Origin of the sequence: Cognatishimia activa, from assembly GCF_017798205.1 — a bacterium.
GTDB classification, from domain to species: domain Bacteria; phylum Pseudomonadota; class Alphaproteobacteria; order Rhodobacterales; family Rhodobacteraceae; genus Cognatishimia; species Cognatishimia activa_A.
On sequence record NZ_CP060010.1, the window covers coordinates 1,261,837 to 1,275,598 of the forward strand.

12 protein-coding genes are annotated in these 13,762 nt (G+C 56.8%); 6 read left to right on the forward strand and 6 right to left on the reverse strand.

Annotated elements, in window-relative coordinates:
• Positions 1–10 precede the first annotated feature (10 nt).
• The gene (locus tag HZ995_RS06115) at positions 11–736 is read right to left on the reverse strand and encodes an HAD family hydrolase (protein WP_245168767.1); all 726 of its coding nucleotides are present in this window, start codon (positions 734–736) and stop codon (positions 11–13) included.
• Positions 737–904: 168 nt separating this feature from the next.
• On the opposite strand from HZ995_RS06115, the gene msrA reads away from it, so the two are divergent.
• A complete protein-coding gene (gene msrA / locus HZ995_RS06120) occupies positions 905–1,573 on the forward strand; it encodes a peptide-methionine (S)-S-oxide reductase MsrA (protein ID WP_209357775.1) in 669 nt (222 codons plus the stop codon).
• A 63-nt stretch (positions 1,574–1,636) separates the two neighbouring features.
• Here msrA and HZ995_RS06125 read toward each other — a convergent pair whose 3' ends face one another.
• The gene (locus HZ995_RS06125) at positions 1,637–3,892 is read right to left on the reverse strand and encodes an NADP-dependent malic enzyme (RefSeq protein ID WP_209357776.1); all 2,256 of its coding nucleotides are present in this window, start codon (positions 3,890–3,892) and stop codon (positions 1,637–1,639) included.
• A 176-nt stretch (positions 3,893–4,068) separates the two neighbouring features.
• On the opposite strand from HZ995_RS06125, the gene mutS reads away from it, so the two are divergent.
• Complete coding sequence (mutS, locus tag HZ995_RS06130; RefSeq protein ID WP_209358176.1) at positions 4,069–6,681, forward strand: DNA mismatch repair protein MutS; 2,613 nt, start codon at positions 4,069–4,071, stop codon at positions 6,679–6,681.
• Here mutS and HZ995_RS06135 read toward each other — a convergent pair whose 3' ends face one another.
• The 3 genes from HZ995_RS06135 to hrcA form a co-directional block, all read right to left on the reverse strand.
• A complete protein-coding gene (locus HZ995_RS06135; RefSeq protein ID WP_209357777.1) occupies positions 6,682–7,731 on the reverse strand; it encodes a TPM domain-containing protein in 1,050 nt (349 codons plus the stop codon).
• A gap of 470 nt (positions 7,732–8,201) precedes the next feature.
• Complete coding sequence (locus HZ995_RS06140; RefSeq protein ID WP_209357778.1) at positions 8,202–8,762, reverse strand: nucleotide exchange factor GrpE; 561 nt, start codon at positions 8,760–8,762, stop codon at positions 8,202–8,204.
• A gap of 9 nt (positions 8,763–8,771) precedes the next feature.
• Positions 8,772–9,836: a heat-inducible transcriptional repressor HrcA gene (gene hrcA, locus HZ995_RS06145; RefSeq protein WP_209357779.1), complete on the reverse strand. Its 1,065-nt coding sequence runs from the start codon at positions 9,834–9,836 to the stop codon at positions 8,772–8,774.
• Between the two features lie 116 nt (positions 9,837–9,952).
• Between hrcA and rph the strand changes: the two genes are divergently transcribed.
• Genes rph through HZ995_RS06165 form a run of 4 tightly spaced genes read left to right on the forward strand, consistent with a single transcriptional unit; the run spans position 9,953 to position 12,782 of the window.
• On the forward strand, positions 9,953–10,666 hold the full coding sequence (rph, locus tag HZ995_RS06150) for a ribonuclease PH (RefSeq protein WP_209357780.1): 714 nt from the start codon (positions 9,953–9,955) through the stop codon (positions 10,664–10,666).
• Complete coding sequence (gene rdgB / locus HZ995_RS06155) at positions 10,663–11,274, forward strand: RdgB/HAM1 family non-canonical purine NTP pyrophosphatase (protein WP_209357781.1); 612 nt, start codon at positions 10,663–10,665, stop codon at positions 11,272–11,274. Before rph ends, rdgB begins: the two co-directional genes overlap by 4 nt.
• A complete protein-coding gene (gene hemW, locus HZ995_RS06160) occupies positions 11,267–12,424 on the forward strand; it encodes a radical SAM family heme chaperone HemW (protein WP_209357782.1) in 1,158 nt (385 codons plus the stop codon). The genes rdgB and hemW overlap by 8 nt, the downstream gene beginning before the upstream one ends.
• A gap of 4 nt (positions 12,425–12,428) precedes the next feature.
• Positions 12,429–12,782, forward strand: coding sequence for a YbaN family protein (locus tag HZ995_RS06165; RefSeq protein ID WP_209357783.1), 354 nt, complete (start codon positions 12,429–12,431; stop codon positions 12,780–12,782).
• 74 nt (positions 12,783–12,856) lie between these two features.
• On the opposite strand, the gene HZ995_RS06170 is transcribed toward HZ995_RS06165, so the two are convergent.
• Entirely contained in the window at positions 12,857–13,753 is an 897-nt protein-coding gene (locus tag HZ995_RS06170) for a ParB/RepB/Spo0J family partition protein (protein ID WP_209357784.1), read from the reverse strand.
• Positions 13,754–13,762: the final 9 nt, after the last annotated feature.

Below are 13,762 nucleotides of genomic sequence, written 5' to 3' on the forward strand. Positions count from 1 at the left end.
AACGCCCCGACTATAGCTTCACCGCCGCGAGTTTTTCATAATAGGGCAATGCTGCCTCAAGCACGGGCTGCAACGCGTCGGGAACCTCGGGCATCTCACCTTCTGCTCCAGCAAATGTTTCAGAATTCCAGACAGCGCCATACCAATGCGAGGCCCAAACCCCGTCGTTTGGATGCCCACCACGGGCCCAAGACATCATATTCGGCGAAAACCCGATCCCAATCGCCTCGCAAAGTGCCTCAAGTTTCTCCTGTGGCGCGTCTCTCAGATCGCTGCTGTCCAGAACAACCGGCACCTGCCCCCAGCCACTGACCAGATCGAACAATTCGGCCTGTTGGCGAAACCCGATATCTTCAAGCGTCGGGTTCTCGCGCTTGGCGGCATAGCTCGCGATGACCCGCGCCGGATGGCGGATCAGGAACACATTGACGACATCCCGCATCCAGTCACGCGGCACGCCGTCGATCATATGTTGGGTCATATGCTTTTGATAGTAATAGGGTTTTTGACCCGGATTGTCCCCCATCAGGCAGTCGGCAACTTTCTGAGGATCCCTGCTTTGGCTCGCCAGAATTTCATCGCGCATCGGATGATCCAACCCTGTCATGTCCAGATAAGCCGCGTAAAACGGCTCATCCACCACCGCACAATCCGCGCGGCTACCAAAGCTGTACATCATCGCCGTCGACAGATTTCGCGGCCCGCTCCACATGGCGATCTTCTTGGGGGTTTGCATCGCTACCTCGCTCGTTTTGCGCGGACGTTATGCGCCAAACCTCGGAAATCCAAGACTTAAACAAACTTCACCAAGCTGTGACGTCACGGGCCTGTGACTTGGCCGAAAAGCCCCTCTCGGGCAAGGTGCCCGCAAATCTTCGCCATCACGGTTTGAAAGGACAGGAATATGACGCGCATGGTCGCTTTGAAATATTGGCTGCTGGCTGGCTTTATCGCCATCGGCGCTTCTCTGCATCACGCGCCGGCTCAGGCAGGTACGGAAAAACTCATTGTGGCCGGCGGCTGCTTTTGGTGTGTCGAAAGCGATTTTGAATCGGTGAACGGCGTGAAATCCGTCGTTTCTGGCTACACCGGCGGGACCCTCGCGAACCCGACCTACAAGGACGTCAGCAAAAAAGGTTCCGGCCACTATGAGGCCGTCGAGATCCGTTTTGACAACAACAAAGTCACCCGCGACGAGCTGCTGTATAAATTCTTCCGCTCTGTTGATCCCACCGACGCTGGCGGTCAGTTCTGCGACCGAGGCGCCCCCTATCGCACAGCGATTTTCTACAAAAACGACGCGCAAAAAGCAGCCGCTGAGTCCGCCAAGGCCAAAGCCGCCTCAGATCTTGGCCGCAAGATCGTGACCCCAATTCTGCCAGCTAAAGAATTCTACAAAGCCGAAAAGGTTCATCAGGATTATTACAAAGGTACCAAGCTGGTTCTGACCCGCTTTGGTCCGAAAAAACAATCCGAGGCCTATAAACGCTATCGCCTTGCCTGCGGTCGAGATGCCCGCGTTCAGGAACTCTGGGGCAGCGACGCGCCTTTCGCTCATAAACTACTGAACTAATTCAGCAAAACTCGCATGAAAAAAGGGGGCCGAGTGGCCCCCTTTTTGTGAGTCCTAAGGTCGTTACCCGATCTTACAGGCCGCCAAGATCGCCATGTTCACGATGTCATTGGCAGTCGAGGCCGTAGAGCAAATCTGAATGTTCTGATCGATACCCGCCAAAATAGGGCCGATCACAGTGGCATCCGCCATTTCCTGCATAAGCTTCGTTGAAATGCTCGCTGAGTGGCGCGCAGGAACAACCAGGATATTTGCGGGCCCGGTCAGGCGCTGGAACGGATAGGCTTCTTGCTGAGATGGGTTCAACGCCACATCCACAGTCATTTCGCCCTCATATTCGAAGTCCACGCCGCGTTTGTCCAAGACTTGCGGTGCAATGTGCATTTTCTCGGCGCGCTCAGAAACCGGATACCCAAAGGTAGAGAAGCTGACGAAGGCAACACGTGGCTCAAGACCGATATGACGCGCGACACCAGCGGCGCGCTCTGCGATATGCGCCAGATCATTTTCATCCGGCCATTCATGCACCAGCGTGTCACCAATCAGAACGATCCGCCCCTTGTGCAACAGCGCCGTCACACCAACTGCCCCCGCCTGGGCATTGGCATCAAACACGTGGTTGATCAGTTCCATCACATGCGCCGACTTGCGTGTCGCACCGGTCACCAGACCATCGCCGTGACCATGTGCCAACATTAGGGACGCAAAGACATGACGATCCCGCGACGCAAGACGGTGAACGTCGGTGCGGTTGAAGCCCTTACGTTGCAGGCGTTTGTAAAGGAATTCCTTGTAGGTTCCCAAATGCAGCGTGTTCGCCGCGTTGACCACTTCGATCTCGGAAACCGCGTCTCCCAGACCTGCCGCTTCAAGTTTTTCGGCCACGTCGGCTTCGCGTCCAACCACAATCGCACGGCCCAAACCGCTGCGGGAATAAGTCACCGCCGCACGCAGAACGCGAGGATCGTCGCCCTCAGCAAAAATCATCCGCGCCTGTGCAGACCGCGCCCGCGCGTTCAGGCTGCGCAGGATGTTCGCAGTCGGATCCATCCGCGACTTGAGGCTTTCCTCATAGGAATTCATGTCGATGATCGGACGACGCGCAACGCCGGTATCCATACCAGCCTTCGCGACCGCCGGCGGAATGATGTGGATCAAACGTGGGTCAAATGGCGTCGGGATAATGTAATCCCGACCGAAGGTCAGCTTGCGGCCATAGGCCATCGCGACCTCATCAGGCACATCCGCCCGCGCGAGTTCCGCCAGAGCGCGTGCGCAAGCGATCTTCATCTCGTCATTGATGGCACGCGCGTGAATATCCAGAGCGCCGCGGAACAGATATGGGAAAGCCAGTACGTTGTTCACCTGGTTCGCGTAATCCGAACGGCCAGTGCCGACGATGGCATCGGGCCGCACTTTTTGCGCTTCTTCCGGAGTGATTTCCGGATCCGGGTTCGCCATTGCGAAGATAAGAGGATCCGGCGCCATGGTTTCAACCATCTCAGGTGTCACAGCACCCTTCACCGAAACGCCCAGGAAGACATCCGCGCCCTTCATGGCTTCTTCCAAAGTGCGCAGATCGGTATTCGCCGCATGCGCCGATTTCCACTGGTTCATACCCTCGGTACGACCCTGATAAATCACGCCTTTGGTGTCACAGACGATGCAATTGTCGTGTTTCGCACCCATGGCTTTCACGAGCTCGATACAGGCAATGCCCGCCGCGCCTGCGCCGTTCAGCACGATCTTCACGTCTTCGATTTTCTTACCGGAAATCTTCAGCGCATTCAGAAGACCTGCCGCACAGATCACCGCCGTGCCGTGCTGGTCGTCGTGAAAGACCGGAATGTCCATCTCTTCTTTAAGGCGCTGCTCGATGATGAAACACTGAGGCGCTTTGATGTCCTCAAGGTTGATGCCGCCAAAGGTCGGCCCCATCAGACGCACCGCGTTGCAGAACTCATCGGGGTCTTCGGTGTCCAGCTCGATATCGATCGAGTTCACATCGGCAAAGCGCTTAAACAGAACCGCTTTACCTTCCATAACCGGCTTGGAGCCCAGCGCACCAAGGTTGCCCAATCCCAAAACCGCCGTCCCGTTTGAGATCACGGCAACCAGGTTGCCCTTGTTGGTGTAATCATAAGCCGTCGAAGGATCTTCGGCGATGGCCTCACACGGCACCGCCACACCCGGAGAATAGGCCAGTGACAGATCGCGCTGCGTGGTCATTGGCACCGTGGCGTTGATTTCGAATTTACCCGGCGTGGGTTCCAAATGGAATGCGAGCGCTTCTTCAGAAGTTACTTTGGTCTTTGGCATGTAAATATTCCTCCGGTGAAATCGGTGATATCCACAGAAAACGGCGTCCACAACCTGTTAGCGACGAAAGCGTTATAGAATTCGTCTTCCACCCTATAGTCAGATTTTGCTACACCTTCGGGACGAAACCTTGGGGGGTTCCAGCAGTGAACGCAGCAAAGCCTGCCGTGACGCCAATGATGGCGCAATACCTAGAGATCAAAGCCGCGCATCCGGACGCCTTGCTGTTTTACCGGATGGGGGATTTCTATGAGATGTTCTTTGACGATGCGGTCGCAGCGGCTGAGGCTTTGGACATCGCGCTCACCAAACGGGGCAAACACGACGGAGACGAGATCCCCATGTGCGGCGTGCCGCATCACGCCGCCGAAGGGTATTTTCTGACGCTGATCCGAAAGGGATTTCGCGTGGCGGTTTGCGAGCAAATGGAAACCCCGGCCGAAGCGAAAAAACGGGGATACAAGGCCGTCGTCCGTCGCGAAGTCGTGCGGCTTGTGACACCCGGAACCTTGACCGAAGACTCCCTTCTGGACGCGCGCCGCCACAACTTTTTGGCCGCATTTTCACAAGTCCGGGACGAGGCTGCTTTGGCTTGGGCGGACATCTCGACGGGCGCATTGAATGTGATGGTTCTGCCACGCGTTCGGCTGAGCGCAGAGCTGGCTCGGCTGGCCCCATCAGAGCTTTTGGTGGCTGAAGGCTCAGAAGGCGTTTTAGGTGAATTAGTCTCTGATATGGGCGTTCCTTTGACCTCTGTGTCGCGTGGTGCGTTCGACAGTACATCGGCAGAAAAACGGGTGGCGGGCCTTTTCAACGCGGCCTCTTTGGACGCCTTCGGCAGCTTCACCCGCCCCGAAATTGGCGCGCTTGGAGCGATCGTCGACTATTTGGAAATTACCCAAAAAGGGAAACTCCCACTTCTGCGTCCACCGCATCGAGAAACCCTTGGCGGCACCATGCAGATCGACATGGCGACACGTCGAAATCTGGAACTAACGCAAGCGCTCAGCGGAGGTCGCGCGGGATCCCTTTTGGCGACTGTTGACCGCTCCGTGACCTCGGCCGGTGCTCGGCTATTGGAGCGTCGGATTTCCTCGCCCGCTTTGTCGCTGGATCCGATCCACGCACGGCTGGATGCTGTGAGCTATTTTTCGGAACACGCGTCCCAATCCCGCGACTTGCGCGAGATTTTGAAGCGTGTCCCCGATCTTGATCGCGCACTTTCGCGCCTGTCGCTGGACCGCGGCGGTCCACGTGACCTTGCGGCCATTCGAAACGGGCTCATTCAAGCGACTGAGCTTGCCGAGCGCGGGTTACCCGATGCGCCTCACCTTCTGACGGAAGCATTGAATGCGCTGACGGGTCATGACGCTTTGGTCGATCTGCTCGATGCGGCGCTCGTGGCCGACCCGCCCCTGCTTGCCCGCGATGGTGGTTTCATCGCACCCGAGTACGACGAAGCCCTCGACGAGGCGCGCAAGCTGCGCGACGAAGGGCGTGGGATCATCGCTGGGATGCAGGCCGAATTTGCGGAACTGACCGGCATCCAGTCCCTCAAGATCAAACACAACAACGTCTTGGGGTATTTCGTAGAGACCACCGCGAAACACGCCGAAGCGATGATGTCGCCGCCCTTGTCTGAGACCTTCATTCATCGTCAAACAACCGCCAATCAGGTGCGGTTCACAACGGTGGAACTGTCCGACCTGGAAACCCGCATCCTGAACGCAGGCAATACGGCGCTAGAGATCGAAAAGCGGCTCTATGACACCTTAAAGGCGGCTGTTTTAGACGCATCAGCGCAGATCTCGACCGCCTCGCGTGCGCTCGCTGAGCTCGATGTTCAGTCTGCTTTTGCTGATCTCGCGGCGTCGGAAAACTGGGCGAGGCCCGTGGTTGATGACAGCCATGATTTTACGATCACAGGTGGACGCCATCCGGTCGTCGAAGCCGCCCTTCGCCAACAAGGCGGAGCGCCTTTCGTGGCCAACGACTGCGATCTCTCGCGATCCGGCGACGCGCATATCTGGCTTTTGACCGGTCCCAACATGGCCGGTAAATCCACCTTCCTGCGCCAAAACGCTTTGATCGCCCTTCTCGCCCAGGTCGGCAGTTTTGTTCCGGCGGACGCCGCCAAAATCGGCCTTGTCAGTCAGCTCTTTTCCCGCGTTGGCGCGTCGGATGATCTGGCCAGAGGCCGGTCGACATTCATGGTCGAGATGGTCGAGACCGCCGCGATCCTGAACCAAGCCGATGACCGAGCCGTGGTGATCCTTGACGAAATCGGTCGAGGCACTGCGACCTATGACGGGCTGTCGATTGCCTGGGCGACGCTCGAACATTTGCACGAGGTCAACAAATCCCGCGCACTCTTTGCCACGCACTATCATGAAATGACCGCGCTGGCCGGCAAGCTTGACGGTGTCGACAACGCCACGGTCAGCGTTAAGGAATGGGACGGCGAGATCATCTTTCTGCACGACGTGAAGCGCGGCGCGGCGGATCGCAGTTACGGCGTGCAAGTCGCGCAACTGGCGGGCCTGCCGCCGTCTGTCGTTGAACGCGCGCGCAACGTTTTGGAGATGCTCGAGAAGAACGAGCGTGATGGCGGCGAAACCAAGGCCTTGATCGACGACCTACCCCTCTTTGCCGCAACACCTGCGCCCGCGCCAAAGCCTTCCGCGCCGTCGCCTGCGGTTGAAATGCTTCAGTCGATGAATCCAGACGACCTAACACCTCGCGAAGCCTTGGAATTAATCTATGAATTGAAAGGCTTAGCGCAGGACTAACTACCAGCTGCCACTTGCGCCCCCACCGGAAGAAGACCCGCCCCCAAAGCTCCCGCCCGAAGACGACGAGCTGCTTTTGGACTTCTTGGGGATCGTCACATGAGTCGAATAGCTGTCGTCGCAGTGCTTGCAATGATAGTCGACGCGTTTCAGCCCCTCCGAGCTGGTCGTCGCGTGCTCAATGATCGTCGTCGTCCCCGCCAAAGTCCGGTAATTGCAGGTACGACAAGCGCCATAACTGCTGAACCAGCTTTTATAGGCTTCGATTGTGCGATGGTCGCATTGATCGCAGAGCCAAACATCATAGTCGACGCTTTGAAGCTTTTCCTCGATCTTTTCGCCATCTTTTAGGTATTTGTCGTCCTCTAGCTCATCCACCCGGCGCATGAGCGACCCATCTTCTGGACAAACCCGCGGCTTGTTGCGTTTCCACTTGCGATACTGGCGATACGCAAGCCCCGCAAGGAAGGCATAAAGAACAGCGATCCAATCGCCGACAATCTGCCGCCCCCAAACGATCCGGTTCCACAGTCGCTCTAGAAACGTGGTGTTGAATTCTCCGGGCCAGGTGCCGCTGACCTCGTGTATGATCGCATCGACGCCGCGCTCAATTCCGCGAAAGTAATCGCCGTCGCGAAAATTCGGGATAATCTTGTCGTCAATGATCGCAGCCATCGCATCGTTCTTGTCATCGCCATAGCCCGACCCCACTTCGATCCGCAGCACGCGATCCAGACGCGCGACCAGCAACATGACGCCATCGTTTCGTGTCGCATCCCCGACACCCCAGGTATTGAAGAGCCCCGTCGCGAAAGGTTCGATTGCGCCCTCATGACCGTAGTCCGACATATTGTCGATCACCACGACCGTGAACTCGATGTCGGTTTCCCGGCGGAGCTCTTTCAGTTTTTCTCGCAGGACCTCTTCTTGTTCGACGGAAAGCAGGTAGGCGAAGTCGTTGACATAGGGCTCGGTGTACTCGGGGAAGGACTGCGCGCCGAGGCTCAGGGGAATGAGCGCAAAACAGAGCGCTGCGAGACGTCTAAGCATGTGGACTTCACCCCCGATCAAACCGTTAACGCACCCATCATTCCTTAATTTTCGAGCCTTAGGTAGCTTTGGTTCAGTGATTTTTGGAAAAATCAGACGGTTTGGGCGTCTGAGAAGGGGACTTTCTCGAAAATCGCATAGTAAAAATCGAATATTGAAATAGGTGCATTTTTGGAAATTGCGGAAAATCGCTATCAGAATCCGAACATTTCCGCGTTTTCACCGTCAAACGCTGAATTGTCGCTTAATTTCAAACAGTTATCGAGCGAATTTACCGACTGTTGCCGCTAGTAGAGTATATTTGGCCGCCTGAAGCACGAATGCGGATTTTCCCAGAAATTGCCATTTTCTGGTGAAATAGAGTCTAATATTGTCCTTCTAGAGCCGAATTGCGTTTCTGAAATCCATAACGAAAAAACCCCAGCTCTCTCGAGCCGGGGCTTTCGCAATTCATCGATGTGGTGTTGGGGCTAACCGACGTTTGAACTCACACCAACCTGCGCCGGACGCAGCAGGCGATCATGCAGCATAAAGCCCTCGGCCGAAACCTGAATGATCTCACCAGCCTTGGTACCAGGCACCGGCGCTTCGAACATCGCTTCGTGCTGGTTCGGGTCAAACTTGTCGCCAACTTCGGGGCGGATCATTTCCAGCCCGTGCTTTTTGAAGACGTTCAGCAACTCGCGCATGGTCAGCTCGATACCAGTGATCACGCCTGATGCGCTTTCTTTCTGCTCGTCCGTGATCGACTCAATCGCGCGTTTCATGTTGTCGTAGACCGGCAGCATATCCCGCGCCAGCTTGGACCCACCATAGTTCTCGGCATCGCGACGGGCTTTGTCGGCCCGCTTGCGGGAATTCTCGGCGTCCGCCAAGGCGCGCATCCAGCGATCTTTGTATTCGTCCCGCTCGGCTTTCAGCTCGTCCAGCTCAATTGCTTCGTCTTCAAGCTCGTCCAGGTTTTGCAGAAACTCTTCGGCCTCCGCATTCGCAACGTCATCCAGAAACTCTTCTTCTTTCGGCTCTGCCATGTCTCACCTCTATGTCCGGTCAGAAATCAATTTCCCGACCAGCTGCGCCGTATAGTCCACGATGGGAACGATCCGTCCATAGTTCAGACGTTTGGGCCCAATGACCCCGACCGCACCCACAATCTTTCGATCAGCGTTCATATATGGAGACACCACCAAAGAGGAACCCGAAAGTGAAAAAAGTTTGTTCTCTGAGCCAATAAAAATGCGTACGCCCTCACCTTGATCGGCCAATTCCAGAAAACCTGCGATATCCCGCTTGCGCTCGAGGTCATCAAAGAGGGTTCGAATCAGATCAAGGTCGCCTTCGGATTGCCCCGTGTCCAACAGATTGGAGCGCCCGCGGACGATCAGACGTTCCGGCGAGTCTCCGTCGTCGGCCCATGCGGCGAGGCCCTGGTCGATCAGAGTCCGCGACAGGACGTCGATTTCCTGCTGACGTCTTTCAATTTCGCCGCGCATCACGGTCTGCAACTCTGATAGGGTTTTGCCTTCAATCAGAGCGTTCAGGAAATTCGCGGCCTCTCGCATAGAGCTTGGCGTTTGCCCGGGCGGTGGCGTGAAAAGGCGGTTTTCCACATGACCATCAGCCATCACCAAGACCACCATCGCGCGGTCATGTCCCAGGCTCACGAATTCAATATGGCGGATCGGAGCTTCGTGTTTCGGCGCCAACACCAAAGATGCGCCACGTGTTACACCCGACAGCGCGGACCCCACACGATCCAACATCGCACCGACGTCGCCTGCGTTGTCGCCGAGCGTTGCGTCAATCTTCTGCTGATCGGATTGGTCGAGATCCTGAACCTCGAGCAGCCCATCTACGAACATCCGCAAGCCCTGTTGCGTGGGCACGCGTCCAGCGCTGACATGAGGGGAATCCAGCAGGCCTAGATACTCCAGATCCTGCATCACATTGCGGATCGTCGCCGCCGAAACCTTTTCGGACAACTCGCGCGTCAGCGTCCGCGACCCGACGGGTTCGCCGGATTCCAGATAGCCTTCGACCACGCGACGAAACACCTCGCGCGACCGATCGTTCAGCTCATTCAGGATATCGCTTTGCTGGCTCATGCTTATTAATCTATGCGCGATGGCCCGAGGCGCAAGCGGAAAGGGCAAAGAGGGTTGCGCTTGCCGCCCCGCCGCCTGTATCCCGTGGCTAAGCTTACTATGCAAAGGATTTCCCCATGCGCCCTTCCGGACGTCAACTCGATGAAATGCGCGAGGTTTCAATCGAGACCAATGTGACCAAACACGCCGAAGGCTCTTGCCTGATCAAAATGGGCGACACGCATGTGCTTTGCACGGCGACTTTGGAAGATCGCGTGCCGCCGTTCATAAAAGGCTCGGGTCTAGGCTGGGTCACAGCAGAATACGGCATGCTGCCGCGCTCCACGTCCTCGCGCATGCGTCGCGAAGCTGCGGCTGGCAAGCAAGGCGGTCGCACGGTTGAAATCCAACGCCTGATTGGCCGGTCTTTGCGCGCGGGCGTAGATCGCGTCGCCTTGGGCGAACGCCAGATCACCGTGGACTGCGACGTCATCCAAGCTGACGGCGGTACCCGTTGTGCATCCATCACCGGCGGTTGGGTTGCCCTGCGCCTCGCGGTCAACAAATTGCTGAAAGCTGGTGATATAGTATCTGATCCTCTTGTGGATCCAGTCGCCGCGATTTCTTGCGGGATCTATGCGGGTCAGCCTGTTCTGGACCTTGATTACCCAGAGGATTCTGAGGCTGGTGTGGATGGTAATTTCATCATGCTGGGCAACAAGAACCTCATCGAAGTCCAGATGAGCGCGGAAGGCTCTGTCTTCTCTCGCGACCAGATGAACCAGCTGATGGACCTCGCGGAAAAAGGCGTTTCTGAGCTGGCCGCCGCGCAATTGGCAGCCACTGCATGACCCGCAAGTTCGAGGGCAGTAAACTTCTGGTCGCCACGCATAACGCGGGCAAGCTGACCGAGATCTCTGAGATCCTCGCCCCTCACGGTGTTACAGTCGTGGGGGCCGGTGATATGGACCTGCCAGAGCCCGAGGAAACCGAAGACACTTTCGTTGGCAACGCGCGGATCAAAGCCCATGCCGCCGCGCAAGCCACCGGCCTCCCTGCCCTCGCGGATGACAGCGGCATCACCATCGACGCACTCGGCGGCGCGCCCGGCGTCTATACGGCGGATTGGGCCGAGACCGGTAATGGTCGCGACTTCATGATGGCGATGACCCGCGCCAATGATGAAATCACCGCAATGGGTCTGGGTGCGCCTCGCACCGCGCAGTTTCGCTGCACACTCGTAATTGCTTGGCCCGACGGGCACGACGAAGTCTTCGAGGGCGTCATGCCCGGCTCCCTCGTCTGGCCAATCCGCGGCGCAGGCGGGTTCGGCTACGATCCGATGTTTATGCCCGAAGGCTATGACATCACCTGCGGGGAAATGGACAAAGCCGAGAAAAACAAAATCAGCCACCGAGGCCGCGCCCTCGCGCAATTCGTTGCGGGCTGTTTTGGCTGAGGACTGGCAAAACGGAGGCTTCGGCCTCTATATCCACTGGCCCTTCTGCCAGGCCAAATGCCCCTATTGCGACTTCAACTCTCACGTTTCTGCTCAGATTGATCAGGCCCGATGGTGCAATGCGCTATTGGCGGAACTGGATCGCGTCGGCGCGGAAACCCAAGGGCGCGTTCTGAATTCGATTTTCTTCGGTGGCGGCACACCTTCGCTCATGGATCCCGATCTTGTGGCCGCCCTGATCGATCGCGCTGCGCAGCTTTGGCCGCAAGCCAATGACATGGAAATCACGCTTGAGGCCAATCCAACTTCGGTTGAGGCCGGTCGCTTTGCCGCCTATCGCGCCGGCGGCGTCAATCGCGTGTCGATGGGCATTCAGGCACTCAACGACGAAGACCTTCGCCGTCTGGGTCGCCTCCACTCTGTGGCCGAGGCCCGCGCCGCTTTTGATGTCGCGCGTGGCCATTTTGATCGCGTGAGTTTTGATCTGATCTACGCACGCCAAGACCAAACCCTAGAGGCTTGGGAGGCCGAGCTGCGCGAGGCACTGTCGATGGCGATTGATCATCTCTCGCTTTACCAATTGACGATCGAATCCGGCACCGCCTTCGGAGATCGCTACGCCAAAGGCAAGCTGCGCGGTCTGCCGCACGACGATTTAGCCGCGGATATGTACCAGCGCACCGGAGAGATTTGTGCGGAGGCAGGGCTCGAGGGTTACGAAGTCTCGAACTACGCCAAGCCAGGATCTGAAAGTCGGCACAATCTGATCTATTGGCGCTACGGCGATTATGCGGGCATCGGTCCCGGTGCGCATGGTCGTCTCACCCTAGAAGGTCAACGTCACGCGACGGAACAATGGCGCAATCCCAATAAATGGCTCGAGGCCGCAGAAGCCGGTGGTGCAGAAAGCCAAAGGCGCGCCATTTCCCTTGCGGATCAGTCCGACGAAATGATGATGATGGGTCTTCGCCTTGCATCAGGTATCGACTTGAATCGTTGGGGGTCGTTATCAAGGCGAAGCCTGAACGAGGATCGCATCTCCCATATGGAAGCAATCGGCATGTTGCGCCGGGAAGGTTCGCGGCTGTTCGCAACCCAGGACGGGCGTATGGTTTTGAATACTCTTCTCGCCGAGATATTGGTGGACTAGGCATATGCGGTATATTTGGACGAGTGTTGGCCTAATCTGTGTAGGGCTCGCCCTTTTGGGAATACCCCTGCCCCTTCTGCCAACGGTCCCTTTCCTGTTACTCGCCGCATTTTGTTTCGCGCGGGGGTCCAAGCGGCTGCATGTCTGGCTTACGACCCATCCGAAACTTGGCCCTCCTATCGAAGACTGGAACCAAAGTGGGGCTATTCACACTAAGGCGAAGCTGCTTGCCACTCTATCTGTTGTTCTGGTTTTTGGTGTTTCCTTGGTCTTTGGAGTTCCAAACCATGTGCTCGCGATACAAGCTGTCACACTCGGATTGGTCATGCTGTTCATCTGGACGCGCCCTAGCCAATAACGCAAAATAAAGGGGCACACTTTAAAAGCGGCCCCTATATCTTGGTACAGAGATGTTTCACGTGAAACAGAAAGCTAGGTCGCAGAAAGTATCCTGCAAAGCTCGTCCAGCTGATCCATGTCCTTATACTTGATCGTGATCTGGCCAGAATCGGACCCGGACTTGTGATCAATAAAGACCTTCATGCCTAGGTTCGCGGACAGATCGCCCTCAAGCGCCTTGGTGTCCGCATCCTTCTCGACCTTCTTTGGCTTCGGCTTGTCGCGCTCTCCAGAGGCAAACTTCTTGACCATGTCTTCGGTTTGACGCACCGACAGGCCATCGGAGACAATCTTGCTCGCAATCTCATGAGCATGGTCAGAGGTGATCAAAGCGCGTGCGTGACCGGCGCTGAGCTTTCCTTCTTCGAGCAGGCTTTGAATATCACCCGGAAGATTAAGCAAACGCATGAGGTTCGCGATGTGGCTGCGGCTTTTGCCCAGCGCCTTCGATAGCTCTTCTTGGGTATGGCCAAAGCGGTCCATCAGCTGCCGATACCCTGCCGCTTCTTCCACAGGGTTAAGATCAGAGCGCTGGATGTTTTCGATGATCGCGATCTCAAGAACTTCGGTGTCGTTGAATTCACGCAGGATGACAGGCAGCTCATGCAGTTGCGCTTTCTGCGATGCGCGCCACCGGCGTTCACCAGCTACGATCTCGTAGATCCCAGCTTCATCAGGCTTTTCGCGCACGATCAGAGGCTGGATCACGCCCTTCTCTCGGATCGAGTTCGACAGGTCCTCCAAGTGCTCGGGATCGAAACGGCGACGGGGCTGATCAGGATTCGGCACAATCTTTTCGATTGGAACCATCATATCTGGGCGGCGGGCGCCCTCTTCTGACGGATTCGCAGCCGGAGCTTCGTTCACATCTGCCATTAACGCGGACAAGCCGCGACCCAAACCCCTTGATTTCATCCTGTTTTCGGCCATGCCAAGCTC

Coding starts and splice junctions, on each gene's coding strand:
- HZ995_RS06115 (WP_245168767.1), bottom strand. CDS start 736: ATGCAAACCCCCAAGAAGATCGCCATGTGGAGCGGGCCGCGAAATCTG.
- msrA (WP_209357775.1), top strand. CDS start 905: ATGACGCGCATGGTCGCTTTGAAATATTGGCTGCTGGCTGGCTTTATC.
- HZ995_RS06125 (WP_209357776.1), bottom strand. CDS start 3,892: ATGCCAAAGACCAAAGTAACTTCTGAAGAAGCGCTCGCATTCCATTTG.
- mutS (WP_209358176.1), top strand. CDS start 4,069: ATGATGGCGCAATACCTAGAGATCAAAGCCGCGCATCCGGACGCCTTG.
- HZ995_RS06135 (WP_209357777.1), bottom strand. CDS start 7,731: ATGCTTAGACGTCTCGCAGCGCTCTGTTTTGCGCTCATTCCCCTGAGC.
- HZ995_RS06140 (WP_209357778.1), bottom strand. CDS start 8,762: ATGGCAGAGCCGAAAGAAGAAGAGTTTCTGGATGACGTTGCGAATGCG.
- hrcA (WP_209357779.1), bottom strand. CDS start 9,836: ATGAGCCAGCAAAGCGATATCCTGAATGAGCTGAACGATCGGTCGCGC.
- rph (WP_209357780.1), top strand. CDS start 9,953: ATGCGCCCTTCCGGACGTCAACTCGATGAAATGCGCGAGGTTTCAATC.
- rdgB (WP_209357781.1), top strand. CDS start 10,663: ATGACCCGCAAGTTCGAGGGCAGTAAACTTCTGGTCGCCACGCATAAC.
- HZ995_RS06165 (WP_209357783.1), top strand. CDS start 12,429: ATGCGGTATATTTGGACGAGTGTTGGCCTAATCTGTGTAGGGCTCGCC.
- HZ995_RS06170 (WP_209357784.1), bottom strand. CDS start 13,753: ATGGCCGAAAACAGGATGAAATCAAGGGGTTTGGGTCGCGGCTTGTCC.